This is a genomic window from Rhodococcus sp. NPDC079359 (assembly GCF_040702585.1).
Taxonomy (GTDB): domain Bacteria; phylum Actinomycetota; class Actinomycetes; order Mycobacteriales; family Mycobacteriaceae; genus Rhodococcoides.
The window spans coordinates 506,524-531,801 of record NZ_JBFBLH010000002.1 but is presented as its reverse complement, the minus strand read 5'-3'; the positions used below and the strand labels follow the sequence as shown (position 1 = coordinate 531,801).

25 protein-coding genes and 1 pseudogene are annotated in these 25,278 nt (G+C 63.1%); 10 read left to right on the top strand and 16 right to left on the bottom strand.

Annotation, left to right across the window (positions count from 1 at the left end):
- Positions 1-2 precede the first annotated feature (2 nt).
- From AB0362_RS07145 to AB0362_RS07130, 4 genes are all read left to right on the top strand, one after another.
- Positions 3-467: a lipase family protein gene (locus tag AB0362_RS07145; RefSeq protein WP_366235311.1), complete on the top strand. Its 465-nt coding sequence runs from the start codon at positions 3-5 to the stop codon at positions 465-467.
- Positions 452-739 carry a hypothetical protein gene (locus tag AB0362_RS07140; RefSeq protein ID WP_366235310.1) on the top strand — a complete coding sequence of 96 codons (288 nt, stop codon included), beginning with the start codon at positions 452-454 and terminating at the stop codon, positions 737-739. The genes AB0362_RS07145 and AB0362_RS07140 overlap by 16 nt, the downstream gene beginning before the upstream one ends.
- A complete protein-coding gene (locus AB0362_RS07135; RefSeq protein ID WP_366235309.1) occupies positions 726-1,472 on the top strand; it encodes an EAL domain-containing protein in 747 nt (248 codons plus the stop codon). Before AB0362_RS07140 ends, AB0362_RS07135 begins: the two co-directional genes overlap by 14 nt.
- A gap of 198 nt (positions 1,473-1,670) precedes the next feature.
- Positions 1,671-2,945, top strand: a complete 1,275-nt coding sequence (locus tag AB0362_RS07130; protein WP_366235308.1) for a Fic family protein — start codon at positions 1,671-1,673, stop codon at positions 2,943-2,945.
- Positions 2,946-3,186: 241 nt separating this feature from the next.
- Here the strand turns inward: AB0362_RS07130 and AB0362_RS07125 are convergent, their stop codons facing one another.
- The 7 genes from AB0362_RS07125 to AB0362_RS07095 form a co-directional block, all read right to left on the bottom strand.
- Positions 3,187-3,618, bottom strand: a complete 432-nt coding sequence (locus AB0362_RS07125) for a GNAT family N-acetyltransferase (RefSeq protein ID WP_366235434.1) — start codon at positions 3,616-3,618, stop codon at positions 3,187-3,189.
- 54 nt (positions 3,619-3,672) lie between these two features.
- Complete coding sequence (locus AB0362_RS07120; RefSeq protein WP_366235307.1) at positions 3,673-4,725, bottom strand: YihY/virulence factor BrkB family protein; 1,053 nt, start codon at positions 4,723-4,725, stop codon at positions 3,673-3,675.
- Between the two features lie 42 nt (positions 4,726-4,767).
- Positions 4,768-6,183, bottom strand: coding sequence for an NAD(P)/FAD-dependent oxidoreductase (locus AB0362_RS07115; RefSeq protein WP_366235306.1), 1,416 nt, complete (start codon positions 6,181-6,183; stop codon positions 4,768-4,770).
- 67 nt (positions 6,184-6,250) lie between these two features.
- The gene (locus tag AB0362_RS07110) at positions 6,251-6,967 is read right to left on the bottom strand and encodes a TetR family transcriptional regulator (protein ID WP_149407041.1); all 717 of its coding nucleotides are present in this window, start codon (positions 6,965-6,967) and stop codon (positions 6,251-6,253) included.
- Positions 6,968-7,024: 57 nt separating this feature from the next.
- Complete coding sequence (locus tag AB0362_RS07105) at positions 7,025-7,810, bottom strand: SDR family oxidoreductase (RefSeq protein ID WP_366235305.1); 786 nt, start codon at positions 7,808-7,810, stop codon at positions 7,025-7,027.
- Positions 7,807-8,799: an NmrA family NAD(P)-binding protein gene (locus tag AB0362_RS07100; protein WP_366235304.1), complete on the bottom strand. Its 993-nt coding sequence runs from the start codon at positions 8,797-8,799 to the stop codon at positions 7,807-7,809. Before AB0362_RS07100 ends, AB0362_RS07105 begins: the two co-directional genes overlap by 4 nt.
- A gap of 172 nt (positions 8,800-8,971) precedes the next feature.
- A complete protein-coding gene (locus AB0362_RS07095; RefSeq protein WP_300520341.1) occupies positions 8,972-9,943 on the bottom strand; it encodes a bile acid:sodium symporter family protein in 972 nt (323 codons plus the stop codon).
- Positions 9,944-10,108: 165 nt separating this feature from the next.
- Between AB0362_RS07095 and AB0362_RS07090 the strand changes: the two genes are divergently transcribed.
- Positions 10,109-10,516, top strand: a complete 408-nt coding sequence (locus AB0362_RS07090; RefSeq protein ID WP_094671128.1) for a hypothetical protein — start codon at positions 10,109-10,111, stop codon at positions 10,514-10,516.
- 129 nt (positions 10,517-10,645) lie between these two features.
- Here AB0362_RS07090 and AB0362_RS07085 read toward each other — a convergent pair.
- A pseudogene (locus AB0362_RS07085) lies at positions 10,646-11,886 on the bottom strand (2-hydroxycarboxylate transporter family protein).
- A gap of 273 nt (positions 11,887-12,159) precedes the next feature.
- Here AB0362_RS07085 and AB0362_RS07080 point away from each other — a divergent pair.
- The 3 genes from AB0362_RS07080 to AB0362_RS07070 are packed head-to-tail and all read left to right on the top strand — an operon-like array spanning position 12,160 to position 14,997.
- A complete protein-coding gene (locus AB0362_RS07080; RefSeq protein WP_366235303.1) occupies positions 12,160-13,404 on the top strand; it encodes a CaiB/BaiF CoA-transferase family protein in 1,245 nt (414 codons plus the stop codon).
- A complete protein-coding gene (locus tag AB0362_RS07075) occupies positions 13,404-14,348 on the top strand; it encodes a hydroxymethylglutaryl-CoA lyase (RefSeq protein ID WP_366235302.1) in 945 nt (314 codons plus the stop codon). Before AB0362_RS07080 ends, AB0362_RS07075 begins: the two co-directional genes overlap by 1 nt.
- 28 nt (positions 14,349-14,376) lie before the next feature.
- Positions 14,377-14,997, top strand: coding sequence for a GntR family transcriptional regulator (locus tag AB0362_RS07070; RefSeq protein ID WP_366235301.1), 621 nt, complete (start codon positions 14,377-14,379; stop codon positions 14,995-14,997).
- A 72-nt stretch (positions 14,998-15,069) separates the two neighbouring features.
- On the opposite strand, the gene AB0362_RS07065 is transcribed toward AB0362_RS07070, so the two are convergent.
- The 3 genes from AB0362_RS07065 to AB0362_RS07055 all read right to left on the bottom strand — a co-directional run bounded on the left by AB0362_RS07065 (position 15,070) and on the right by AB0362_RS07055 (position 17,223).
- Entirely contained in the window at positions 15,070-15,198 is a 129-nt protein-coding gene (locus AB0362_RS07065; protein WP_366235300.1) for a hypothetical protein, read from the bottom strand.
- Between the two features lie 823 nt (positions 15,199-16,021).
- Positions 16,022-16,285 carry a hypothetical protein gene (locus AB0362_RS07060; protein ID WP_366235299.1) on the bottom strand — a complete coding sequence of 88 codons (264 nt, stop codon included), beginning with the start codon at positions 16,283-16,285 and terminating at the stop codon, positions 16,022-16,024.
- 83 nt (positions 16,286-16,368) lie between these two features.
- Positions 16,369-17,223 (bottom strand): hypothetical protein, encoded by an 855-nt coding sequence (locus tag AB0362_RS07055; RefSeq protein ID WP_366235298.1) that lies wholly within the window; start codon positions 17,221-17,223, stop codon positions 16,369-16,371.
- 194 nt (positions 17,224-17,417) lie between these two features.
- Here AB0362_RS07055 and AB0362_RS07050 point away from each other — a divergent pair, with 194 nt between their 5' ends.
- Together AB0362_RS07050 and AB0362_RS07045 are read left to right on the top strand one after the other, a co-directional pair.
- A complete protein-coding gene (locus AB0362_RS07050; RefSeq protein ID WP_366235297.1) occupies positions 17,418-18,434 on the top strand; it encodes a hypothetical protein in 1,017 nt (338 codons plus the stop codon).
- 171 nt (positions 18,435-18,605) lie between these two features.
- Positions 18,606-19,856 (top strand): hypothetical protein, encoded by a 1,251-nt coding sequence (locus tag AB0362_RS07045; RefSeq protein WP_366235296.1) that lies wholly within the window; start codon positions 18,606-18,608, stop codon positions 19,854-19,856.
- Here AB0362_RS07045 and AB0362_RS07040 read toward each other — a convergent pair.
- From AB0362_RS07040 to AB0362_RS07020, 5 genes are read right to left on the bottom strand one after another with little or no spacing between them, the layout of a single operon-like run.
- Positions 19,853-21,169, bottom strand: a complete 1,317-nt coding sequence (locus AB0362_RS07040) for a Wzz/FepE/Etk N-terminal domain-containing protein (protein WP_366235295.1) — start codon at positions 21,167-21,169, stop codon at positions 19,853-19,855. The two genes, AB0362_RS07045 and AB0362_RS07040, sit on opposite strands and share 4 nt — an antisense overlap.
- Positions 21,170-21,227: 58 nt before the next feature.
- Positions 21,228-22,553, bottom strand: coding sequence for a Wzz/FepE/Etk N-terminal domain-containing protein (locus tag AB0362_RS07035; RefSeq protein WP_366235294.1), 1,326 nt, complete (start codon positions 22,551-22,553; stop codon positions 21,228-21,230).
- Positions 22,554-22,596: 43 nt separating this feature from the next.
- Positions 22,597-23,457, bottom strand: a complete 861-nt coding sequence (locus AB0362_RS07030) for an SGNH/GDSL hydrolase family protein (protein WP_366235293.1) — start codon at positions 23,455-23,457, stop codon at positions 22,597-22,599.
- Positions 23,450-24,160, bottom strand: a complete 711-nt coding sequence (locus tag AB0362_RS07025; protein WP_366235292.1) for an SGNH/GDSL hydrolase family protein — start codon at positions 24,158-24,160, stop codon at positions 23,450-23,452. The genes AB0362_RS07030 and AB0362_RS07025 overlap by 8 nt, the downstream gene beginning before the upstream one ends.
- Complete coding sequence (locus tag AB0362_RS07020) at positions 24,153-25,277, bottom strand: glycosyltransferase (protein WP_366235291.1); 1,125 nt, start codon at positions 25,275-25,277, stop codon at positions 24,153-24,155. The genes AB0362_RS07025 and AB0362_RS07020 overlap by 8 nt, the downstream gene beginning before the upstream one ends.
- Position 25,278: the final 1 nt, after the last annotated feature.

Sequence of the window (25,278 nt, the reverse complement as noted above, 5' to 3'; positions counted from 1 at the left end):
CGATGCACCCGTATCGCAACATGATTCGTGTTCTCGTGTGCACCGCACTGCTTGCATCCTCGGTTGCTGCGCTCAAGACCATTCTCGAGCATCCGTTTCTGCGCACGGAGTCGTTGACGAAGGGCGGCAAGTCGATGCTGGAGAATCTGCGTGCCATTCCCCAGGTCGGTGGGATCTTCGACGAGCAACGAATCGGCCGACATACACCTAACGCTCCGGTGTTGATCACCAGTGGAATCAACGACGACACCGTGCCGTACGGGCAGGCCCGACGGTTGGCGGAAGACTGGTGTGGTGCCGGTGCGGCGGTCGAATTCCACAGCAACCCACTGCCGCCGATTCTGCAGGGTGCGGTGTTGCCGAACCACTTCGGACCACAGTTGATCGACGGTTACGGTGGAGCAGCTGCCCAGTTCTTGATGGACCGGTTCGCCGATCTCCCGGTGGCAGCATGCGCTTTCGACTGATCCCCGACCGCTGGCGATGGCGGGAGATGCGAGAGTTCCTTCGACGCAACCGTATCGACGGTGCCCTGAGCGTCGAGCAGCGGGTGAGTGACTATCTCGCCGTCGCCGACGCATTCGGGCTCACCTGGCCACGAGACGAGTCGCGTCTGCACGCACTGCTTCTCGGTTTCGGAGAGTCCGATCCCTCGGCGGCGAGCAGGTTGGTCGGACAGAATGCAGTGTCGGTGACGCTGTGCCCGGTCATTCCGATGCGGGCCCGTGCTACCGATTAGGGACGCCTCCCACCGGCGACACGCATCGCGTCGGATCCGGGCTGTCATCGACTCGGGTGGTCCGACCATCGTGTTTCAGCCGATCATTCGCGCCGGCGACGGCGCGATCGAGGGATACGAGGCTCTGTCGCGTTTTCCGGAAGGCGGAGGCACCACCGAGAGTTGGTTTGCCGAATCCGTGCACTGTGGACTCGGGGCAGCTCTCGACACGTCTGCCGTCATGAATGCTCTCGAGGAGTCCGCTCAGCTCCCGTGCGGATCGTTTCTCGCCGTCAATCTTTGCGCCGCAACACTAGTGGCCGATTTCGCGCTGGTTGGCCACCTCGTGGAATTCCGGCAGCGACGGCACCTGATCGTGGAGATCACCGAGCACGCCACCATCGACGACGAGGTGGGGGTGCTGGCGGCATTGGCCGAGCTCAGACGCGGCGGCGTCGACATAGCCGTCGACGATGTGGGCTCGGGCTATGCGGGTCTGCGACGACTGGTGCTGCTCGAACCCGACGTCATCAAGCTCGACGCGTTCGTCGTGCACGAGATGGGCACGAACCCGACCAAAACAGCGGTGGCCGAACTCATCCTGGAGTTTGCACGAAAAACCAATGCTCGCTGCGTGTTCGAGGGTATCGAGACCGACGACGATATCGAGGCCGCCACGTCGATCGGGGCCGACTTGCTGCAGGGCTATCGAGTGGGTCGCCCCGCAGCGGTGCATCAGTTCACGCGGGACTGACTGCTCCTTCCGCCTAATTTAGGCGATGTTAGGCGTAAGCTAGGCGTTCAGGGGACGGCGGGTCGAGTTACACGGCCTAAATTCACCGATGCTAGTTGCAAATTAGTCGAACGAGGAGTCACCATCAAGACACCCGCGCCGCCGCCATCCTTCGAGTCGATCGCGCGAAAAATTCAACTGTCGGACAACTCTGCGCGCATGTTCGAGATCATGACCCTGACCAGCAATGTGGCCACCGGTGAGTACATGGCCTGGGACAGGTTGCGGTACAAGACGCCCCCTGCAGGCTTGACCCACGAGGAGTGGTGGTTCGGGGTGAAGGTCGCACGATCGAGCTTGCTGCGACCGCTCCCACTTCAGAGCGTCGACGGTACGTTCTTCTCGTATGCCCTGCCGGATCAGGTGCTCAGGCTGCTCGACGACGTCACCAAGCGAGCCAGCGGTCAGATTGCAGCGCCCGAAGAGATTACCAATCCGGCGACAAAGAACAAGTACGTCGTCAGTTCGCTCATCGAGGAAGCGATCACATCGAGTCAGCTCGAAGGGGCAGTTACAAGTCGTCGCGATGCCAAGAAGATGATCAAGAACAAATCCCGGCCGCGAAATCGTAGCGAACAGATGATTTTGAACAACTATCATGCGATGCAGCATATTTCCGAAAACCAGCATGCGGAGTTCACGCCAGAAGCTATATGTGAGCTTCATCGGATCGTGACGGACGGGACGCTGGACAATCCGGATGCAGCCGGAGCCATCCAAAGTGATCCCGATCCAGCCGACCGGGTGAGGGTCTTCGGCGAGCAGGATCAAGTCCTTCATGCGCCGCCTCCGGTGGACGAGCTGCCTGGTCGGTTGCAGACCCTGTGTGACTTTGCCAATGCCGGTCCCGAATCGGATCCATATGTCCCGCCTGTAGTCCGGGCTCTCACTGTGCATTTCATGGCGGGATACGACCACTATTTCGAGGATGGAAATGGCCGTACTGCACGTGCGCTCTTCTACTGGAGCATGCTCAAGCAGGGCTACTGGCTGACTGAATATTTGACAATATCTCGAATATTGAACACGGCACACTCACAATATGCCCGGTCATTCTTGTTGTCAGAAGATGACGGTGGCGATTTGACGCACTTCATCATCTATCACCTGGGAATCATCCAACGTGCGTTGAACGACTTGAACGAACATTTGGAGCGTAAGGCATCGGAACTGGTGTCAGCGCGGGATTGGCTCTCGGGAGCACACGGCGAACTGAATCACCGGCAAATAAATCTGCTGGAAGGTGCGGTGAAGAACGCGGCGAACGACTACACCGTGAACAGTCATCAGCGAACACACGGCGTTGCCATGCAAACTGCACGGAGCGATCTCTACGACCTCGAGCAACGCGGGTTCCTGACCAAAGTCAAGCGGGGTAAAGCCTTCGTATTCTTACCGGCCCCGGATCTGCATGAGCGCTTGACCGAAGCATGACACACGGTCAGGCCGCGAGCGGGACCACCGTTCCCGGCTCCGCTCCCAACATTTCGTCGAGTGCGACTGGCGCACGCTGATGGACCGCATGATTCTCCCACGTCGGCCCGGATTGCGGCCCGCAACTGATGCTCCACTCGACGGCTTCGTAGCGGGAATCCCACGACCAGTGCTCCGGAGTGGAGCAAATTGCTCACCCCGGAGCCGATCCGACCACAGCATTGCCTCGGCGCGACGCAGTTCAGGCCTGGGTAACCATTTTCACGTGCGGGATTCCCGCTTCCAGGTATTGCTCTCCCACTCGAATGAATCCGAAACGCCCGTACCAGTTTTCGAGGTGCGCTTGAGCGGAGATTTCGACCACCCCTGGGTATGCCGTCAGTGCGGCCTCGACGAGTGTGCCGGCATAGCCGCGTCCGCGACCCGCAGTCGCGGTCGCGACGCGGCCGATGTGGACCGTGTCGTCGACGAGGACGCGGAGGGTGGCCAGCACTTCGCCGCTCTCGTCCTGGATCCAGAACAACTCGGTCGTCGGAAGTAGGTCCGCGCCATCGAGTTCGGCCTCGTCGACGATCTTCTGTTCGTGTACGAAGACCGCGACCCGAAGCGCCATGATGCGGTACAGGGTGCTCGGGTCTACGCCGGCAAGCGGAGCATGGTGGAGGGCGGGCATGAGGTCCGTTTCGTCAGGGGAGTAGAACGATCTTTGCACGGTGAGCACCTCGGATCACTGTTGCGGGTTGTGTTCCTCGCGCAGTTTGCGTCCCTGCTCGACGGCCTGCGCATCCTTCTCGTCGTTCTTGTCCGATACTCGGGTGTCGCGCGGCGGCAGTTGGAGTCGCTTCTCGGCGACGATTCCGGCTTGGAGTTGACGGCCACGTTCGAGTTCGGAATCCAGTTCGGCTCCGAAGAGCAAGGCCAAGTTGGTGATCCAGAGCCAGAGCAGGAACACGATGGCACCGGCGAGTGAGCCGTAGGTCTTGTTGTAGCTGGAGAAGTTGGCGACGTAGAAGCCGAATGCGATGGTCGCCAGAATCCATACGATGATGCCCACCGCGGCACCGGAACTGATCCACTTGAACTTGGGCTGCTGCACATTCGGCGTCGCGTAGTACAGAATCGCGACGGCGAGCACGACGACGATCAGAACCAACGGCCAGCGAGCGATGTTCCAGATCGTCAGTGCGGTATCGCCGAGTCCGACGGCGTCTCCCACAGCTTTGGCCACGGGGCCGCTGATCGCCAGCATGACGGCGGCCAGGGCGATGAGTACCAGCGCGATGAGAGTCACCAGGAGCATCACCGGGCGTAGCTTCCAGATGGGCCTGCCCTCGTCCACCTCGTACATGCGGTTCATCGCGCGGCCGAATGCGCCGACGTAGCCGGACGCAGACCACAGCGCACCGGCGATACCGATGATCAACGCAAAACCTGCTGTGGGTGCCTGCACCAGCTGTTCGATCGGTTCACGCAGGGTGTCGACCGCCGATTGGGGTCCGAGATCGCCGACGATCTGCAGTACGCCGTCGACTGTTGCCCGTCCCTGCCCGAACACACCCAACAACGAGACGATGGCCAGAATCGCGGGGAACAGGGACAGTACGGCGTAGTAGGTCAGCGCGGCTGCCAGGTCGGTGCACTGATCCCGAGAGAATTCACGAGCCGTCTTCTTCAGTACGTAGATCCACGAGGGTTTGGTCAGATCGGCAGGTGAGTCTGCCTTGCGGGGATCATCGGGGTCGGCTTCGGTGGGTGCGGGATCGGTTGCTTGGTCTGCCATCAGGAGTGCATACCCGGCCTTTGTCGATGAAAACAGAGCCGGCTACTTCGCAAGTCGACGCAGCGCGACCTGTGCTGCGTTGTAGCCGCCCATTCCGTGCACTCCTCCGCCCGGAGGTGTTGCCGCAGAACAGATGTAGACCCCGTCGATGCCGGTCCAGTACGGGTTGACGCTCACGCGCGGGCGCAAGGCCACCTGGCCCGGATCGTTGGAGCCGGTGATGATGTCACCGCCCACGTAATTGGGGTTGTACGTGGGCATCTGCGTGGTCGAGCGAACTGCCCGCGCCACGATGCGTTTCCGAACCCCCGGCGCGAATCGTTCGATCTGATCGATGATCGCCTCGCTGGCGTCGCCGGTGTATTCGTTGGGGACGTGGGCGTAGGCCCAGATCGGGTGGATGTTGCCCTGCGAGCGGGTGGGGTCCGCCAAGTACTGCTGGCCGAGCAGTACGAACGGCTTTCGCGGCATGGCGCCTCGGTGCACATCACGTTCCGCGGCGGCGACCTCCTCGAAAGTGCCTCCGAGATGGACGGTTCCGGCGCGTCGGGCACTGTCGTTGGTCCAGGGAATGCCGTCCTCGACGGCAAGATCGAGCTTGAACGCACCGGGTCCGTAGCGCCACCGACGGTAGGGTCGTGCCACTCGCCGGGGGAGGGCATCGCCTGCGATATCCGCGACTGCGGTGGGGGAGAGATCCAGCATCACGATGTCGCTCGTCGGAATCTGTTGCAGCCGAGTCACTCTGACGCCGGTCTCGACCTTCCCGCCGTTTTCGGTGAGGATCGACACGAGCGCATCGCTGATTGCGCGTGAGCCACCTTCGGCCACCGGCCAGCCGTACTTGTGACCGGCCGCGATCATCATGACTCCGACGGCGGAGGTGGTCGGCCGAGTCAGTGGATACAGCGCGTGGGCCGCGACACCGGAGAACAACGCGCGCGCCTCGGGTGTACGAAACCGGCGGGCGGTCAGCGACGCCGGTGCCAGCGCGTTGAGGCCGAACTTGGTCAACGTGATCGGGTGCCGCGGAACATGCAGCAGCGGCCGGAAGAAGTCGGTAGTCAGGTCGTCGAAGCGATCCGACAGTGGCCCGAAGAACCGTTGCCAGGCTGCGCCGTCGACCCCGAGTCCGGCTGCGGTCTCGGTGATGGACCGATACAGCACCCCGGCGCTGCCGTTGTCGAGGGGTTGCACCGCGTCGATCTCCGGGTACTTCCACGTCAGGCCGTGGGCCTCGAGATCGAGACTCGCGAAGAACGGTGATGCCGCGCCCACCGGGTGTACGGCCGAGCAGTCGTCGTGCAGCACTCCCGGCAGGGTCAGCTCGGAGGTTCGGGTGCCGCCGCCGACCGTGTCGGCCATCTCGAGGACCGTCACCTCGACGCCTGCCTTCGCCAGCGTCACCGCAGCGGCGAGACCGTTGGGACCCGATCCGACGACGGTCGCCGTGGTCACGGTCGATCCACCGCGTCGGTGACGGTGCGGTGGCTCTGAGTTCCTCGGTGCATCGGCTGACCTTCGCTCATCGGGGTGGGACCAAGAGGTGAACCCTCTCGACCAGGCTCAGTGCGGTGTCGGCATCCCCGCCTTCGAACACCGCAGTGTGTATTCCGCGCATGGCACCGGTGAGCAGGTGCGCTGCAGCGAGTACGTCTGTGTCGCTGTCGATTTGGTGTGCTTCTGCGGCGGCCCGGAGCAACTGGGAGATCGCGAGGACGAAACTGTCGTGCCACCGTTCTGCCGAGCCCTCGGATCTCGGTACTCCCAGATTGCGGAACAGTACGTGTGTGCGCGGGGAGTCGTAGATGCTCTCTGCCGCGATGCGAAGAAACGTCTGCAGCTGCTCGAGTGGGGTGCCCGGCCAGGTGGCGGCGACCGATTTCTCGTGGATGCGGTCTATCAGCACGGTGGCGGCGTCATCGACAGCGGCTTGGAAGAGCACGCGTTTGGTGGGGAAGTGGTGGAATGCGGTTCTCGGTGCGAGACCGCATCGGAGAGCGACACTTTCGATGGTGATGTCGGCGTAATCGGCGTCTCGCAGTAGGTCCTGGGTGGCCTCGATCAGTCGGGCCGCCGCGGGCCCGGGCTCGTCGGTAGTCGACGACCCGGCCCAGCGGTAGAGCGTGGTGGTGTGGATGCCCAGTGAAGTCGCCACGGCGGCCGGGCTCTCGGAACCGCCGAAAGCCCGTGCGACCGCTTGCCGACGATCGGCGAGTGTGAATCTGGAGACCCTGGCCATGCTGGTGACACTACATTCCTCGTGAGGTGCCTGGACGGTGCTGAGTTCGGCCGGGATCTAGTGGAGCATCCGGGCGAGGACGGGCAGCAGAATTCGCGCGGGGACCAGACCGGCCGCGATTGCCTGAACGGTGTTCATCCGGCCCGAAACCACCTGCGGGCGAGACCGTCTGGAATCGAGCGTGCGCATGGCAGTGGCGACCACCTCGGTCGGTGTCTGGTAGCTGCCGGTTGCTGCGGCGGTGTCTCCGATGACATCGAAGAACTCGGTACGGGTGGGGCCCGGATTGAGTGCGAACACTCTGACTCCGTGCTGGGCCGACTCGAACCACAGCGACTGACTGAAACTGAGCACGAATGCTTTGGCGGCCGCATACACCGCCAGTGACGGGACGGGCTGGAACGCTGTGGTGCTGGCGACGTTGACGATGGTGCCGCTCGAGCGGGCGATCATGTCCGGCAGAAACGCCGAGCAGATGTCCACGACCGCGCGGATGTCGACGGCGATGAGGCGCTCGAAGTCGTCGGCGTCGCTGTCCACGAACGGTCCCTGTACGGCGAACCCTGCGTTGTTGACGACGAGATCGATCTGCTCGGGCACCACCTCACGGAGTCGGCGTCCGCTCGCTTCCTCGGACAGGTCCCAGGCCACTGTGCGGCAATGGATTCCGTGGTTCTGCTCGAGTTCCGTCGCCAGTGTGGTCAGCCGGTCTTCTCGTCGGGCGACGAGTACCAGGTCGGAGCCGCGGGCGGCGAGCGCTCGGGCAAATTCTTCACCGATCCCCGAGCTTGCGCCGGTCACCAGCGAGCGGCCCGGCCGGTAGCGAGACCCTCGGAGGTTCATCGGCTCGCCCCGAGGGGAATGCCCCCGAGCTCAGCGGCCGAGCGCCGTGCGAACTGCTCGTACGACGTCGGTGTGTGTCCGAGCAGCTTCGGCAGAACCGTCAGGTCTCCGGCGGGGAGTCCGTAGCCGTCGTAGTGGGTCATCATCGTGCGGTACGCCTCGCGTGCATCGGCCGGCCAATTCTTCATGTCACGGGGGTTGGACGCAGCCTTGGCACCGCGAACGAGGTGGCCGATGGAGTTCAGTTTCGTCGATTGCACCGCATGCCCGACCACCGAGGCCACTGCAGGCAGCACGTTCAGCGAGTTCGTCAACGACGAGGGCGGGATCCGAATGGCGGTGACGCGGTGGCCGAGCACGTCGGACCAGATCTCTGCCATCTCGTGTCGGGTGAGTTCCACCGTGGACAGGTCGTAGACGCGATCGGTGTGCGGCGTGGGGTCGACGAGGATGTTCGCGGCTGCTTCGGCGACGTCGGCAACGTCGACGACACCCATGACACTGTCCGGTGAAACCGGGTACGGCATGACTCCGGCCTGCAGAAATTCCCACACTTCCAGGTAGTTCTGCATGTAGTGGGACGGCCTGAGCACCGTGGTGGGAATTCCACTGCTGCGCAGAATTCCCTCGGCGATGTCTTTCTGGTGGTGGTGCGTCAGTTGATGCAGGTTCGGATGAATCACGGAATGGAAAACGATGTGCTGCAGCCCGTTTACCGGTCCGATTGCGATCAGATGATCGATGATCGGCCTCTCGTCGATGATCTGCGTCGGTGCCGCGTGGTAAAGGACGTCCGCCCCGGTGAGGGCGTTACGGAGCGTTTCCTCGGATCTGAGATCGCCTACGACGACCTCGACGGCTCCGTCCTGGCGGGTGGTCGCAGCTTGCGCCGCGTTCTTGACGACTGCTCGAACCGGCACGTTCTGCGTGGCGAGCTGTCGAACGAGCAAGCGGCCGGCACCACCCGCGGCACTGGTCACTGTGATCATGGGGCCTCCTCGATGGTGGGCTCGGCGGACGCTGAGCCTGATTGCACATATTGCACAGTGAATGTATATAACGCAAGGATTCCTCCGCGCAGAAACAAAAATCCGGTGCAGCCAGCCGCGCTCAGCGCGGTCAGCTGCACCGGATTGTGTTCGAAATCCAGCTGGAATCGGCCTACTCGATGGTGGTCGACTCCTGCGTGCGTTCGGCCGGCTTCGGTTCTGTCGAGCGCCGCGACCAGTAGCTGGCGAGAAGTGAGCCCGAGACGTTGTGCCACACCGAGAAGATGGCCGCAGGCAGAGCAGCCGCAGGGCTGAAGTGCACCGATGCCAAAGCCGCGGCCAATCCGGAGTTCTGCATTCCAACTTCGATACTGATCGCGCGTCGGCTGGCGACGTCCAGTCCGCACGCCTTGCCGATGCCGTATCCCACGGCCAGTCCAAGCGAGTTGTGCAGCACGACGGCCAGGACGATGAGGGCTCCGATAGACAGCAACGTCGGTGCACTGGCGGCAACCACGAACAGCACCACCGCGGTGATGCCGGCGACCGAGATCAACGGCAGAGCGTCGAGCATGCGGTCGATGATCTTGGGAAACAGCAGGCGCAGAACAACTCCCAGTACGACGGGAACCAGCACGATCTGCAGAATCGAGACGAACAGTCCGCCGGCATCGACCGGCAGAAACTCACCGGCGAGCCAGAGCACGAGAAGTGGCGTGAGAATCGGTGCAAGCAGGGTGGATACCGACGTCATGGCCACCGACAGCGCGGTATCGCCCTTGGCGAGGTAGACCATCACGTTTGACGCTGTTCCGCCAGGAGCCGAACCGACCAGCACCATCCCGGCGGTCAGTGCGGCAGAGAGGCCGAGCGCGTTGGCGATTCCCAGACCGAGCAGCGGCATCGCGATGAACTGCGCGGCCACCCCGAGCAACAGTGCCCACGGCCGTCGAGCAACGACCGCGAAGTCGGAGAGCCGCAACGTCATTCCCATGCCGAGCATGATGATCGACAGCAGCCACGGAACGGCAGGAGTGCCGCCGCTGAAGGTGTCGGGAGTGATCAGGGCCAGTGCGCCCGCCGCCACGACGATCAGAGCGAACCACTTGCCGGTGAACTCGCTGACGGATTTCAGCTTGGGCATGCAGAGTCTCCAGAGGTGGTCGGGGCGCGACCCCGGGCGGGCGCGCAACCCACCGAGCGTAACCGCAGCGTGGAACAAGACCAATCGGACTTGTTCTGGCAGTATCAACCCTTACGTGAACCGCTGCCGGCCACGAGCGAAGGACGACGAAGTGAGGACGTCACCGTGAACAAACTCTCGACGGTGGCACTGCTGATCCTGTTGGGCGCAGCCGGAACGTTCAACGGAGTGTCGCTGACCTCGGACCCCAGCGGTCGGTCCCTGGGCTTGAATGTCGGAATGCTCCCGTCGTGGCACACCTGGGACTACCGCATATCTGGGTTGTTCGTGCTGTTCTTCCTCGGGCTCGGACCGCTGATCTGTGTGGCTGCCGTGCTCGTCGACGCCTCCGAAGCAGCGCTGTATGTCGCGTGCGCGGGGTTGGTGACCATCGGGTGGGTGGTGTGGCAGATCGTTGTGCTCGACATCGACGCTCCCCGCGCTCAAATCCCCCTCACCGTGTTGGGGGCCGCGTTGATCGTCCTGGCAATCGGCCAGTTCCGTACGCGTGCCCGCGATCGCAGCCGGCAATAGCCGAAAGCGAGCCGCTGCACGGGATGCTCCACTCGCGGCCCGGGTCTGAGGGAATCCCCCGAGGTCGTCGAATAGTGGAGCACCAGTTGCTCAGGAGTCGGAACCTGCTCGCCGCTGTCCCGGCACGCATCACAACACGATGGGCCCCAGAAGCGACAGGGTCAGCACAACCAGACCGCCACCGATGCGTGAGGAGATGGACAGGAAGGGAAGCAGTTCCAGTCGATCGGCGGCACCCAGTACTGCCAGATCGCCGCTCGAGCCGAAGTCGGCCAGACCCAGTCCGCCCGAGATCGCCGATTCGATGAAGTGGAGATGCACCAGCCAACCCACGAATCCGGCAGCGAACAGGGCGACGAACACGACTGCGATGGTGGAAAACATGTACACCGGGTCGTTGAGCAGACTGAGCACCTGTTTGAAGTCGATCGCCACGATGCTCACGGCCACCAGGATGCCGGGATTAAGGCGTTGGCGACGAGTTTGTACCAGATATCGGCACCCTGAACCAGAAAGTCGGGGATGGTCAAGAAGATCTTCGCGATGGCGCACAACACGATCAAGAAGACATAGCTGTGGATCGACGGAACGTAGAAGGACAGGGCGTCGGCGATCATGAACAGCATTCCGGCCGTGAACAATCCGATGATGGAGCTGCGCACGGCATCGGCCGAGGAGATGGCCTTGCCCACCGGCACGATCATTTTCGATTTCTTGACTGCCAGTTCGCCGTTGCCGTTGAAGCGGGGGAACAAGTTCGGCTTGCGCCGCCCGAGCCATGCCAGGCCACCGGCCGCGATGATGCAGACGGTATTGGCCACCACGACGGCTGGCACGAGCATCGACAGGTAGTCGGTCGCGTTGCCGCCGCTGTTCTGTGCGATGACCTCGGAGATCGGAATGGCACCTGCCGCAACACCTCCGCCCAGTACCGGCCCGACGACGTAGAACAGCATCTTGCCCAGGCCGTATCCGGTGAGGTGCCCGATGAGGCCGAACAGCGCGAAGCACACGGCGATGGTCGCGACGATCGGCACGATGATCCGCGAGCCCGCCTTGATCAGCAGCGAGCGGTCCATCCCGAGGATGCTGCCGACGATCAGCGCGGCGACGACGAATTCACCGAATGCGGACAGGGTGTAGAAGTCGTCGATCGCCGTGGCGGTGCGCTCGGGCATCAGGTTGTAGCTGAACAGCACGGCCGGAATCAGGATGGCGAGGATGACGCCGCCACCGATTCGATTGAACCCGGGGATCGCATTGCCGATCACCATCAGTAGGCCGCCGAGGGCCATCGTGGTGGCGAAGCCCGCCGTCATCCCTTCCGCGGGGGTGAACAGGTACGCCAGCACCACGATGACCAATGCCATCGGGACGAACCAGCGCATCGGTAGGCCGAGGGTCGAGTTCATGTCCGACGAGCGTTCGCCGTCCTCGGTGACGACTTCGGATTCGGTCGGTCGGGCTGACGTCAACGTGTTCTCCTGAATTTTCGGTGCACGACGAGGGGATCGAGCTAGCGCTACGTTATGTGTTGCGGGTCACTGCGTCAACATGATTGTATGCACCTGTGCTCATTTGCCTGGTAGGAATGGCCAGAAAGCGCACATCGAGCATTAATTGCATGCAATAGAGGAGAAGTTGTGACTGTCGACGACCGAGCCACGAACGAGCCGAGTACCCCTCGTCCGGCGTCCACCGGCCCCCTTCAGGGCCTGCGTGTCATCGAGATGGGTCAGTTGGTCGCCGGGCCGTTCTGTGGGCAGATCCTGGGAGACCTCGGTGCCGAGGTGATCAAACTCGAACAGCCGGGAATCGGAGACCCACTGCGTGAGTGGGGCCGGACGCGTCCTCAGGGTGAATCGCCGTGGTGGTCGGTCGTCGGCCGCAACAAGAAGTCGGTGACGGTGAATCTGCGTACTCCCGAGGGACAGGGCATCGCCCGAACATTGATCTCCCGGTCCGACATTGTTGTCGAGAACTTTCGCCCGGGAACGTTGGAGCGGTGGGGACTGGGCTACGACACGCTCGCCGCCGACAATCCAGGCTTGATTCTGGCCCGGGTCTCGGGATTCGGCCAGACCGGCCCGTATTCCTCGCGCGCCGGCTACGGATCCATCGGTGAGGCGATGGGCGGACTGCGTTACGTCGTCGGCGATCCTTCGACGCCGCCCTCACGCGTCGGAATCTCGATCGGCGATACCTTGGCCGCGGTGTTCGCCGCCATCGGAACGCTCGGCGCGGTGTACGAGCGAACTCGCAGTGGCCGTGGACAAGTGGTGGACTCGGCAATCTACGAGGCCGTCCTGGGCATCATGGAATCGATCGTGCCGGAGTGGGTCATCTCGGGCTATCAGCGTGAACGCAGCGGTGCCATTCTGCCCAATGTTGCGCCCAGCAACGTCTATCCCACCGCGGACGGCGGCTGGGTGTTGATCGCGGCCAATCAGAACACGGTGTTCGCGCGTCTCGCCGAGGCAATGGGGATGCCGGAGTTGGCCACCGACCCGCAGTTCAGCACGCACGGTGCCCGCGGAGAACGGCAGGAACAACTCGACGCGATGGTCGGGAAGTTCACCGTTCAGCACGATGCGCGCGCACTCGAAGAGTTGCTGCTGGCGCATTCGGTTCCGGTCGGCAAGATCTACCGACCCGAGGACATGCTGGGCGACGAGCAGTTCATCGCCCGCAAGAGCATCATCACCACCCCGCATCCCACTCTGGGGGAGGTGCCGATGCAGAACACGTTCCCCCGGCTCAGTCGTACCGACGGATCGGTACGCTGGCCTGGCCCTGCGCTCAGCGAACACACCTACGAAGTACTCACTACCGTCGGCGAATTCACGCGCGACGCGATCGATGCCTTCCGCGCCGATGGGATCATCTGATGGTGTTCGACGGTTTGCCCACGAGCGCGAGGTTGGTGGAGGTCGGCCTGCGGGACGGCCTGCAGGCGGTATCGCAGTTCGTCAGTACCGACCACAAACTCGAGTTGCTCCACGGCATTCTCGATTCCGGTGTGACCACCGTCGAGATCACGTCCTTCGCGCATCCTAAAGTGTTGCCACAGTTCAGCGATGCAGAGCGAGTCATCGAGGAAGCGCCGCGCAGAGAGGGGGTTCACTACAAGGCGTTGGTGCCCAATGTTCGGGGCGCACAACGGGCTTGCGAGACGCAGATCGAGGAGATCGTCGCGATCATCCCGGTCGATCGGGACATGGCCGCGAAGAATCAGAATTCGACGCCCGAACAGTTGCTGCACGATTTCGCCGCGATCGTCGCCCAGGGGCACCTGTCCGGGAAGAAGGTCAGCGCCGCAGTGGCGACCGCGTTCTTCGCGCCCTGCCACGGCGCGATCGACACTGCCCAACTCGACGCGGTGGTCGAGCGAGTGGTCGACGCCGGAGCCGACTCGTTGTATCTGGCGGGTACCAGTGGGGTGGAAACCCCGAACGAGTTCTACGACGGTGTCCGACGCGTCAAGAGCCGTCATCCCACCATCCCGGTGGGGGTGCATCTGCACAACCGCAACGGCTTCGGCACCGTCAACGCGTTGGCGAGCCTGTCCGCGGGAGCCGACTGGATCGAGGCGTCCTTCGGCGGCCTCGGCGGAGACATGTGGTTCCCCGGCGACCCGTCCGTCCTCGGCAACGCCCCGATGGAGGACGTGGTGGCCCTGTTGGATTCGCTTGGAATCGAGACGGGCATCGACCTCGAGACCTACCTGGCGATGGTGCGAACAAGCGAGGGGTACACCGGCACACCGTCGTACTCGTTCGTCTCCCGAGGTGGCACCCGTCAACAGCTCGCTGATGCACAATGGCCCGTGTGAGAACACCCCCGACAACCAGGCACCTACCGTGTCCGAGCTGAGCGACAAGATTCTCGACCTTCTCATCTCCGGGCTCTACAGTCCGGGCGAGAAGCTCAACGAGGCCGAGCTCGCCGGGCGGCTGGGGGTCAGCCGCACTCCGGTGCGCGAAGCACTCGCCACTCTCGCCACCACGGGTGTGGTCACGATGGAGAAGAACAAGGGAGCCCGGGTCACCGAGTTCACCCGGGACACCGTCGAGGCGATCTACTCGTCCCGCTCGCTGCTGGAGCCGCATGCCGCCAAACTTGCCACGGGGCACTTCTCGGCCGAGGAACTGGCTGAGCTTCGTAGCACTGCGCAGCGGATGCAGGACATCGTCGTCGAGGCCGCCGACATGACGGAGATCGCGAGCCTGAACAACGCCTTCCACACGGCGATCCTGTCGAAGTGTCCCAACGCACGAATGGCCGAGATGGCCATCGCCTTGCTCAAACCCCTTGTCGCAGCGCGAACCTTCCGGAAGTACTCACCGAAGGAGATCTCGCGCAGCGCCGCCCATCACCTCGAGATCGTCGACGCGTTGGAGTACGAGGACGAAGAGTGGGTCGAGGCCATCATGCGCGCGCACATTCGCGCCGGTTGCCACAGCGCGATCGCGGCGGATTGATCGAACGACGCGAGCGAACGCGTCGTGAACCAAGGAGGTTCCTCAGGATGAGGGGGACGAGCGCTGAGCAGGCTAAGGCCCTCCACCGGAGTCGAGGTTCGATATCGACCCCAATGCGCGGGATACCGCGTGCAGATTGCGATCGTGCTCGGTGAGGTGTGCGTCGCCGTCGTTGCCGCCGCTACCCAGCTTCCGGATCACCGTGCCCACTGTCCTGCAATGGTTGTCGCTCCAAGTGAACCGTGGCAAGGTGACCGTCACTTGAACGGCATTCTGCACTCGATGCCTGCAACCCGAGATGCCCCACCCCGGGCCCTGGAGTGGAGCACAGGTCGCAGACCGTTTCAGCTCACACAGCATCGACTCGCGGCAGGACCGGTCCGGTGGGACGGGGACCTCACATCACGGGAGTTCTCACCATGCGCAGAGCCACCACTCTCGTCCTTTGCCGCCGATGCGTTCGTTCCTCTCTGTTTCGCCGTCTCGGCAGCCGCTGTGGCCGCGCCCGAGGACGTCACTTTCATAGCTGTGTCCGACGGCAATTCCATCACCGGCACGTTCTCGTTCACCGGCGACAGCTACCGGTCACGTGCCTGTTTCTCGATTTCGACACCTTCGACGCGATCACCCAGACGTACGCGGTGTACGGCCTCGTCTATTCGAATGTGGAATCGACGTCCGTTTCCTTCACCGATGTCGATGTGGCAGAGGGGGACTACACCCTCGACTGGAACTGTGCCGGTTCGGGTGAGCAGTGGGGTACCGGTGTCCGCGGCGGAAGCGCAGCCCAGGTTTCGGTCACTGTGGTGACAACCTGTCGACGAGCCGGATCCTGCCTGCACCGGTTAGGTGTGTTTGCCGACCGGCTAGTTCGGTTTGTGACCCATGGCCGCGACCGCCTGAAACGGCTCAGCGTTGCACGGCATTCTGCGCTCGGCACCGCGAAGCCGAGATTCCCACACCCTGAGCCCCGGACTGGAGCACGACCTGCGGGCCCTTAGCCGGGACCCCCAGGCCCCAACATCTAGGAACCCGCCGCCCGCCGGCATCGGATCACCGTGACTCCTGCAAGCAGTAGCCCCGCCGCCGACACGAAATCGGATTCCGTCAACCCTGTCTGGTAGTCGATCGAGTAGAGCACCCGACCCTCGATGGGGTGGTTGAAGAACAGCCACAGGATCGAGGTGGTCGTCAGCGCGATGGCCGCCGTCCAACTCGGCTTCGCGAGGCTCCATGCTGCGCAGGCGAAGACGGCGTTGAGTAATACCAACGCGTGAAAAGGGTCCATCGATCCATGATTACGCACCGAGCGGGCAGGCGCGCAATCAGACGAAAGACGCGACCGTTTGGTATCTAAACTCACCAGACTATTTACACATTCGCCCACACCTCGGTGAAACCGGTAATGGAATCGGTCGATGACCGGTCTGCGTACGGCTCGAAGAATGCGTATCGAGATGCCCAAGCCTCGATTCGAGGATCCTGAACTTCCTGCCGGTTTCCGTCGGGTAAATCTATAGTTGCGGTATTTCCACGAATGTCGATTTGTACTTCATGAATTGTATTTCCGTCCTCCGAGAGCGGAGAACTGAATGTTCCGGCTGCGAGGGTTATCAATTCAGCTCCGCCTCCGGATGTTCCGGGCGACACCGAGTAGTTCCAGCCGTCCCGGGTGACGATGAAGTGGAGGGGCATGAGCGGGGACGCGCCGCCCAGTGGGTCTGCCGGTCTGTCGGTGATCGCCATGGCCGCGACACCGGGTGTGCCCCCGGGCTGCGCTGTGAACGTCCACTTCATGCCCATCGACGTCACCGGCGTGCCGAGATCGCCGGTTCTGAAGTATGCGGCGGCCGGTCCGCCGCCGGTGGGGGCAAAGGTCAACTTGCCATTGGCGATTCGCAGGTTCATGGACGGATCGGGCACCGGTGCAACCGAGGCGGGCTGGCCGGTCTCGAAGGTGCTCGGAGCCGGGCCGTCGGGCAACGCTGTGAAATCGCTGTACACCGCGAAGTTTCGGGCTTCGCCACTCGTCGCTGGAGAAGAAGTACTTTCTTCGGGTAGCAAAATGGTATCCGACGACTCGCCCGCGCACGACACCGATGTCAGGGCAACGGTCGTGAAAACAGCAATCGCGGCAACTCGTAGATTGTTTGTGCGGTTCATTGTCATGAATCTCCAGGTTTCGCTATTTTCTCGTGTTTGTTTATTTCCGAGCCTGGTGTACATATATGTGAAAGCCCTTCGGTGGCAATCGACTCTTCGCTTTTTCCTGCTCTTGTGGGCCTGTCCGCAGGAGTTGCACCTGTTCACCCCCGAGTAAGGCATTCGCTGTGAATATCAATTTCCGATCCCCCTCGCCGAGTGCCTCGAAAAGTAGGCCACTTCTTCGTCGCGCCCTGTCTTCCTCTGTAGCGCTGATCGTGGCGGCGTCCGTTGCGGTGGCTCTGCCGGCACCCGCGTCGGCCGCCTCGGGCCCGATGGGCGCGCGCACATTGGGTGTCACTGCCGTTACGTTGGAGACCTCCGATTCCGTGCGGCAAGCGCAGATTCAGTCGATCAAGCAAAATGGCTTCCCCGCCGTGCGCATACCGATCCAGTGGCCACAGGTCGAAGCTGTTCAGGGCGTATTCAATTGGGCGGGTACAGACAAACTGGTCGTGGACGCGTACAACGCTGGTCTCAATATACTGGCTGTACCCACCTATACGCCGACCTGGGCGGCGATACCCGAGGGCAGAACGTTCCTGCATCCGGGCCCGGCCGATCCGGCCACGTACGCCAACTTCACCCGCCTGGCCGCAGAGCGCTACCGGGGTCTCATTCGAAACTGGGAGATCTGGAACGAGCCCAACGTCATACACAGCTTCGCGCCGAAGCCGGATGCTGCGAAGTACAGCCAGATGCTCAAACTGTCCTATGCCGCAATCAAATCCGTCGATCAGTACTCAGTGGTCATCAGTGGCGGGCTTTCGCCTGCCATCGACGACGGCACCAACATCAGCCCTGCTCGATTCGTCGAGGCCCTGTACGCCAACAAGGCCGGAGCGTCGTTGGACGGAATCGGAAATCACCCGTACAGCGCTCCCGATCTACTCAGCGCAGGTACGGACTGGTGGACGCCGAAGAACTCGATCGACATGATCTCGTACCTGATGTACATCAACGGCGATGGTTGGAAGAAGATCTGGACTACCGAGTTCGGCGCAGCCACCACCACGGGACAGCCGCCGTACGGCGTCACCGAGGCTCGGCAAACCGAGATCCTGGTCGACGGCATCAAGTACTTGAGGTCGCTGCCCAACGGTGGGCCCATCTTTCTCTTCGACTACCGCGACATCAACACCGGAAGTCAGAATCTCGAGGAGAACTACGGGCTGACCAGAACCAACAACACCGCGAAACCGTCCCTGGCTGCAGTGAAGGCACTGATCAACTGATCGCGATAGATTTCAGTCGAATGAATGAATTCACGAACGCAAATTGCCTGGTGTGCCCGGTTCGTGCAATCGTGAGGGCGACTGAACGTCATGGCTGGTTTGTTCGATTGGAGTACGTCCTTGTCCCGTAATTCTGGTAACACCTACAGGGTCACGGGTGCGGACCTGTGCATGATCAACAGTCGCTACATCGGCGTTGCCGGCCCGGCTCGAGGGTTGAGTGCCGATGCTGTCAGGTCGACGCTTCAGAGTCTCGCGGATTCTGGGACACACACACGAATCGGCTTGGTGCCGAAGCACGGAACGGTCACCTGGGAGGTGTCGGAATGCCTCGGTGCCGACGCGGTCCGGGTGGTCGAGCCGTGTTCGACGTCGGGGCAACTCGAGTCGGCCATCGCGGCCGTGCGTCGCCGTGACGGAGAGCGTCTGCCGCTCGAGGTCACCATCTGCGGCGAGTACCTGTTCATCGACACAGCGCACGGATTGAGCGATGGAAAGCTTTTCGTCGATCTGGTGGAGGCCCTGCATCTCAACGATGTTCACGGCGCGAGTGTGTGGTCGCTCGGTCCCGAGTCGAGCCATGTCATTCCGCGGGCGTTGCTGCGATGGTTCGCCCTGCATCCACTGAGGCTGCGCGACGCGTGGCGTGCGGTGAAAGGGATGCAGGCTCTCAAACAGCAGGCTCTCGCTGAGGCGGGTCAACCGGAAGACAATGAGACAGTTCCGTGGAGCCCGTCGCCTTCGGTGGTGATCAGGCAGTCCACCGCGGCCACCGAAGCCGCTGTCTCCGCTTGGCGGAAGAAGAATGCGCCGTCGGCCGGTGCGGCCACCGTTGCGCTGTGGTTGGTCCGATGCGCGATGGAACGCGTCGGTCTGGAGTCGACGCCTGCCGTCACGATCGCCATCAATTGCCGCAGGTATCTCGACGCGAAGACCACTGTCAACGGCAACTTCGCCGTCGGACTGGATGTGGCGATCTCCGGCACCCGCCCCATCGAGCCTCAGGCACGTGTTCTCGATGCCGTGTACACCTCGGGCCTTCCGCTGGCCGTTTTGGGATTGGTATCGGCGACTGTTCGGGTCAAGCCTGCTACCGACCGGACGGCCGTGGACCGGGTGTTGCGCAATCCGAAGGTCAAGCTCATGTACTCGGATCTGGGGCGGCCGCCGTCGTGGGCCAGGGTTCCGTGGAGCGAGGGGGAGGGCAGCCAGTTCGCAGGTCTGCTCGATCCGTCGGCTCCCGATGCCATCACTGTGATGTGCGGTGTCGTCGGTAAGGAACGCACCTACTCGGTGTCGTTCCACGACAACGTGTTCGAGCGAGCGAAGATCGAAGAGGCAATGGATCTGATCGTGACCGATCCGCTCCTGTTGCTCGATTCGGTCTTCTTCGACCTGGTCGAGCAACAGGGACGCGTCTAGCGCTTGCGGCTCGAGCTCGCCATTACCGCGGCGATCGGACGAGCGTCCGAACCCTGCAACTCCCGTACCGCTGCGGCAACGTCGCGATCACGAGCCAGCTTGGTGTCGATGACGAGCAACGTTCCGTCGCACAGTCCGGCGAGAACAGCTGCCGAGCCGCTCGAGGCCAGTGGCGGAGCGTCGATCACGAGGTACGAATAGGACTTTCTGAGCGTTTCCACCAGGTCACGCATTGCGACGGTGGAGAGCATCGGTGTTGCGTCCAACCCGACGCCGACAGGAATTGCGTCGAGGTAGCGGTCTGTTGTGGGTGCTGCGATCTGGTCGGGAGCATCCGGCTTGTCGGCAGTGTCTGCCAGCACCCCTACCAGTCCCGCAGATGCAGGCAGGCTCAATTGCTCGGCCAGCGCGGGATGCGCTGAGTCGGTCTCGATCAGCACCGTCCGGTGATCGGATTCTGCCAGTGCCGCAGCCAGATCCACCGAGAAGTCGATGGTCGACTCCTTGGCGGAGGAGCTGGTCACCAGAATCACCTGTGGACCGGTGGGTATCGATTGCAGGTGGACGCGAACCTTGCGAAATGCCTCGGCATCGGGGCTGGACCATTTGTCGAGCTGCGCACGACGCCCTTCCGGACTGCGGGTGACCGGTGCGACCGGGCCGAGAACCGGTAGCCCCGTCAGCGACTCGGCGTCGGATCGCTTGGAGACCCGTCGATCGAGCGTCGCTACCAGGATGACCAGCAGGATGCCGACCAAGATTCCACCGGTAGCGCCGTAGATGAGGTACGTCGTCAGTTTGGGTGTCGTGGGGCTCGACGCAGCTTCTGCTCCGTTGACGATGGTCACGGTGGCCCTGGCCTGGTCCTGGCCGGTCGGCGTCTCCAACGGCACGATGTAAGCGATGAACTCGTCGGACAGAGTGTTCGCGATCTCGGCTGCCCGGTCGGCAGACGAGTCGGTCACGCTGACGTCCAGTAGCACCGTCTGCGGAACGACGGTTGCCGTGACCTTGCCTGCCACCGCATTTCCGCTCAGGTTCAGTCCCAGCGCATCTGCCACCCGCTGGCCGAGGATCTCGCTGGTCAGGATCTGAGCGTACGACGTTGCGCGCTGCTGAGAGAACTGATCACCCTGGTAGGACTCGGTGGAGCTGGTACCGCCGGTGGTCGAGACGAAGAGCTGCGCATTGGAGGTGTACTGCGGCGGAGTGACCAACGTTGCGACGATCGCTGCGCCGATGCCGATCACGAGGGTGACCGCGACGATCCACCAGCGTTCGAGGAGGATTACAAACGCCCTTTTGATATCCATTGTTAGCGAAGGTCTCCTTGGTTTTCGGGGGCTGGTTCGGGTGCTGGGCGGGCAGCGATCATCGATCGACCGGGGTGGATCGGAGGGGGCTGCGGGATCGTCCGATGCTATCGATATCTGCCGCGGAACAACCGTTGAGGACAACTCCGGCGACCTGCTGACCGGAGAGTGTGATCTGCTGAGCGGTCGCGCGAAGTGTCTCGAATTTGGTCTTCCCGCTTCGGGATACGATCACCAGCGCGTCGGCGAAGTGCGAAAGCCGTTGCGCGTCACTGAACTTGCTGGCGGGGGCGGAGTCCAGAATCACCCAGCCGTGCAACTGTGCGGCCCGCTCGATCAGCAGCGCTGCTCGGGGTGAATCGACCACGCGTGCGGCGTTCTCCGATGCGTGTCCCTGGGGAACGACGGAGATTCCGTCGACCTTGTTGCTCAGGGCGTCGTCGGGTGCCACCAGGTCCTCGACCACATCCACGACCGAGACGACGGATTCGTCGGGTGTGCCGCTGGGCTTCGTCCGTACGTCGAAATCGATCAACGCAACGCTTTCCCCCGAGTCCCGAAGCGAATCGGCCAATTGCTGTGCGATCGAGGTGGATCCGGTCGAGACGTCCGGCGCGGTCACCAGCACGATGTGCTTCTGGTCTGCCGGGAGCGCCGCCTGCAGCGCGTCGCGGAGTTGACGGCCGGGTTCGATCCCCGTCGTCTTCGACGTCTGAGCCGGAAATGCTGCGAACAGTGGCAAACCGGTTGCCTCGATTGCGTCCTCCGGCCGGCGGATGCGTGAGTCGGCGAGGGCCAGGAGCACCGCCAGAGTGGCCCCGGCGATCAGCCCTGCGGCCGTTGCGGCACCGAGGATCAGAGTGGGAGGGAACCCGCCCGGCAGTTCGGAGCTGGTCGGCGGCTCGACGACGAGCAATTCGGCTCTGGGGGTCAAGGCCCCGGGTATGGCTTCGAGAGAGGCGATTTCGGCCATGAACTCGTCGAGGTAGGCCTGGTTGATGGCCTGGGCCGAGGACGGCGAGCCGGCCGCTGTCGAGAGCAGGATCAGCACCGTGCCGGGGACCGGGGTGGCCGTCGTACTGGCGATCAACGCTTCCGGCGTGCTGTCCAACTGGAGATCGGCGATCACCCTTCTGGCCAGATCCTGACTCTGGATCAACGCCGCATAGGACGGTAGGCGCTCCTTGGCATACAGGTCACCGCGGTAGTACGTGTCGGAATCGTCGCGCGGTGTCGAGACGAAGACCGTCGACTGTGACTGGTAGGACTTCGGTTGCAGCAGAAGATAAGTCGCTGCCAGACCGACCACGACGAGGCACACCACGGCAACCCAACGCCAACGCTCGGTCAGGATGCGGAAGTACTCGGTGAGTGTGCTGTTCATCGGGTCCCGTCGGGTTCGATCAGTACTGGAGTCCGGCCGGGCGTCACTGCAGCTGCCCGAATCCGTCGGCGATCAGGGCGGCGGTGAGCTTCTCGGCAATGCGCTTGTGGCCCTCGGGGTTCGGGTGGATGCCGTCATCGGCCAGCAGGGAGCTCACGTCTTCGCCGGCGAACCAGCCGAGGGAGCCGGGGTCGATGAACGTGACCGCACTGTTCTCCGGCACCTCCCGGAGCTTGCCCTCGAGGTACGGCCCCACCCTGGCGGGTCCCTCGTCGGAATCGAATTCCACGTCGGGATCGTCGATGAACCACGGTGCGATGGCCACTATTCGAGCGGTGGGCCACGTCTCTCGGGCCCGTTCCACGGTGTACAGGAACATGTTGCTCAGGTAGATCGGGCCGAACTGGAGGTCGTTGCGACCGGCATCGAGCACCACGACGTCGGCGTCGAAGTTCTCACGCAAACGTGGAAGACGCTCCGAGGCATTCAACGACGCAACTTCGAGTGCGCCCAGAACGCGCGGCAACCGGTGGTCCGGTCCGCCGCTGATGTACCCGGTTCCTGGCTGGGAGCCGAGATTGCAATTCCACCCCAGGTTGGTGGCGGTGAGGCAGGGGTAGCCGAAGTCCGGAACGGACGAGGGGCCGACGGTGTAGCTGTCGCCCACGAACAGAGCCGAACGGGCAGCACCACGATCAGCAGTGGGCCCGGTCGAGGTGGCCGTAGTGCCGGGGTCGGAGGCCGCGGTGTCGTGGCCGAGCATCACCGCGGCAACCCCGAGTACGACGACCATCGCCAGCGCTATCACTGCACCGGTCAGCACGCGTCCACGACGGACGTTGGTCGGCGAGATTCGGCGTGGTTTCGCGCCGGGTGCCGCTGAATGCCGTGATTGCTCAGACAAAGGGAACTCCGGTGTTCTCGAGGGACGCGACGATCTGCTGGGCGAGTACTCGTTGACCGGCCTCGGTGGGGTGGATTCCGTCTTCCTGGATCATTCCTTCCGGAACCAACCAATCTTCACCCACCACGCTCAGGTACGGCAACCGGAGCATCGACGCGGCAGCGCGTACCGAATCGTCGATGACGGCGGCTGCTTCGGGAACCGGGATCTCGTGCCATATCGGGCCCATGACCACGAGTTTGGCGCGGGGTGCCCGGCGAGCCAGTTCGCCCAGGGTGTCGATCGCGCGTTGCATGATCAGTTCCGGCGGCTTGCCGACGTCGTTGATCCCGCCGACGACGAACACGACGTCCGGGTCGTCGGCCACTGCCGCGTCTATCTGGTCCGCGTAGGTGCCGTTGCCGTCGGTGGCGACGTATCCGGCGCTGAAGATGCTGACGTTGTTCACCGACCATCCAGTCGACTCCGCTGCCAGCGTCGGCCATACGACCGTGTCGGGAAGACCTCTGCTGTACGAGTCGCCTACCACCGAAACTTTCAGGGGCGTGTCGGCGGCGGTGACGGTGGGAGGCGAGGCGTCGTCTCGGACGACGGCTGCGACCACGAGGGCCACGGCTGCGATGAGGGCCACGGCGACCGCTGCGTTCGCCGATGGGCGTCCGAACCGGAATCGGCTCGACCGTGTCTTCGGACGATCAGGCACGACGACCTCGATCGGCCGTCGCAGCAGCGTAGGTGTCGGTCAACCTGGTTGCCACCGACCGCATGCTCAGGTCACTCCTGGCGGCCGCACGACCACGTTCGCCCATCGCCGCGGCGAGGGCCGGGTCGGTCAGCAATGTCTTCATCGCTTCTGCAATCGGGCCTTCGCCCGGAACCGTTACGATTCCGCAGCCCGTGCGGGCGACGAGGGGAGCCAGCCCACACTCGTCGGTCACCACGACGGGGATGCCGACGGCCATCGCTTCGAGGACCGACATTGGGTAGGGCTCGTTGACCGAGGGAAGTACGTAGATCGCGGCGCGGCGCATGCGATCGGGGCCTTTGCCTCCGGGCAGTGGCCCTTCCCAGGTGATCTCGGAACGGCCGGCGATGGATTCCGTCACCTTCTCGGCTTCACCTTCGTCGGGTCCGACCAGAGTGAATCGAGCCGAAAGTCCGCTGTCCAAAACTTGTTTCGCAGCACCGACGAAGTCGAGTGGACGTTTTCGTGGGTGTAGTCGGGCCAGATACAAGATTTCGGGTGTTGTACCGGTCGATTCGACGGCTTCGTACTCGGGAACGCCGTTGTTCAGCATGTCGATTCGTACCCCGTCACCGGCCACCTGGCAAATGCCTTCCCGCTCTTGGTCTGTGAGACAGAACACAGTGTGGGCCTTACGAAGCAGCCGTCGGACGAACAGGGCATCGAGCGCTGGAGCCAGGGGATTGGACTTGGGTGCGAGCATGCCGTGCGATTGGACGACGAACGGCAGGCCCAGGGTGTGCACGGCCGTCGCGAACGGCAACATCACCAGGTCGCGGGCGAGGTGGATGTGCACCACGTCGAACTCGGCACGATGCTTCCGCAGCCAGGTTAGCGATGTCGGCGCAGCGAGACCGGCGAAACCGACACCGGGCACCAGGTTTCGCGCCTTCTTCAGCGTGAGAGGTACGCCCTCCTGCTCGGTCGGGATCGGATCGTAACCGCGAACACCCGCGGTGATCGTCACCTCGTGACCCGAGTCCTGCAGGGCCGACGCCTGATTGAGGGCGACGCGGACCGGCCCGCCGTATGCCCCGTCGGGGCTGAACAAGGTGACCGCGTGGAGAATTCGCACG

Bases quoted from the DNA above. Each gene is read 5' to 3' on its own strand.
- AB0362_RS07120 (WP_366235307.1), bottom strand. From the start codon at position 4,725: ATGGCAGACCAAGCAACCGATCCCGCACCCACCGAAGCCGACCCCGAT.
- AB0362_RS07110 (WP_149407041.1), bottom strand. From the start codon at position 6,967: ATGGCCAGGGTCTCCAGATTCACACTCGCCGATCGTCGGCAAGCGGTC.
- AB0362_RS07105 (WP_366235305.1), bottom strand. From the start codon at position 7,810: ATGAACCTCCGAGGGTCTCGCTACCGGCCGGGCCGCTCGCTGGTGACC.
- AB0362_RS07130 (WP_366235308.1), top strand. From the start codon at position 1,671: ATGTTCGAGATCATGACCCTGACCAGCAATGTGGCCACCGGTGAGTAC.
- AB0362_RS07125 (WP_366235434.1), bottom strand. From the start codon at position 3,618: ATGCCCGCCCTCCACCATGCTCCGCTTGCCGGCGTAGACCCGAGCACC.
- AB0362_RS07145 (WP_366235311.1), top strand. From the start codon at position 3: ATGCACCCGTATCGCAACATGATTCGTGTTCTCGTGTGCACCGCACTG.
- AB0362_RS07060 (WP_366235299.1), bottom strand. From the start codon at position 16,285: ATGGACCCTTTTCACGCGTTGGTATTACTCAACGCCGTCTTCGCCTGC.
- AB0362_RS07040 (WP_366235295.1), bottom strand. From the start codon at position 21,169: ATGGATATCAAAAGGGCGTTTGTAATCCTCCTCGAACGCTGGTGGATC.
- AB0362_RS07075 (WP_366235302.1), top strand. From the start codon at position 13,404: ATGGTGTTCGACGGTTTGCCCACGAGCGCGAGGTTGGTGGAGGTCGGC.
- AB0362_RS07140 (WP_366235310.1), top strand. From the start codon at position 452: ATGCGCTTTCGACTGATCCCCGACCGCTGGCGATGGCGGGAGATGCGA.
- AB0362_RS07100 (WP_366235304.1), bottom strand. From the start codon at position 8,799: ATGATCACAGTGACCAGTGCCGCGGGTGGTGCCGGCCGCTTGCTCGTT.
- AB0362_RS07055 (WP_366235298.1), bottom strand. From the start codon at position 17,223: ATGTACACCAGGCTCGGAAATAAACAAACACGAGAAAATAGCGAAACC.
- AB0362_RS07045 (WP_366235296.1), top strand. From the start codon at position 18,606: ATGATCAACAGTCGCTACATCGGCGTTGCCGGCCCGGCTCGAGGGTTG.
- AB0362_RS07095 (WP_300520341.1), bottom strand. From the start codon at position 9,943: ATGCCCAAGCTGAAATCCGTCAGCGAGTTCACCGGCAAGTGGTTCGCT.
- AB0362_RS07035 (WP_366235294.1), bottom strand. From the start codon at position 22,553: ATGAACAGCACACTCACCGAGTACTTCCGCATCCTGACCGAGCGTTGG.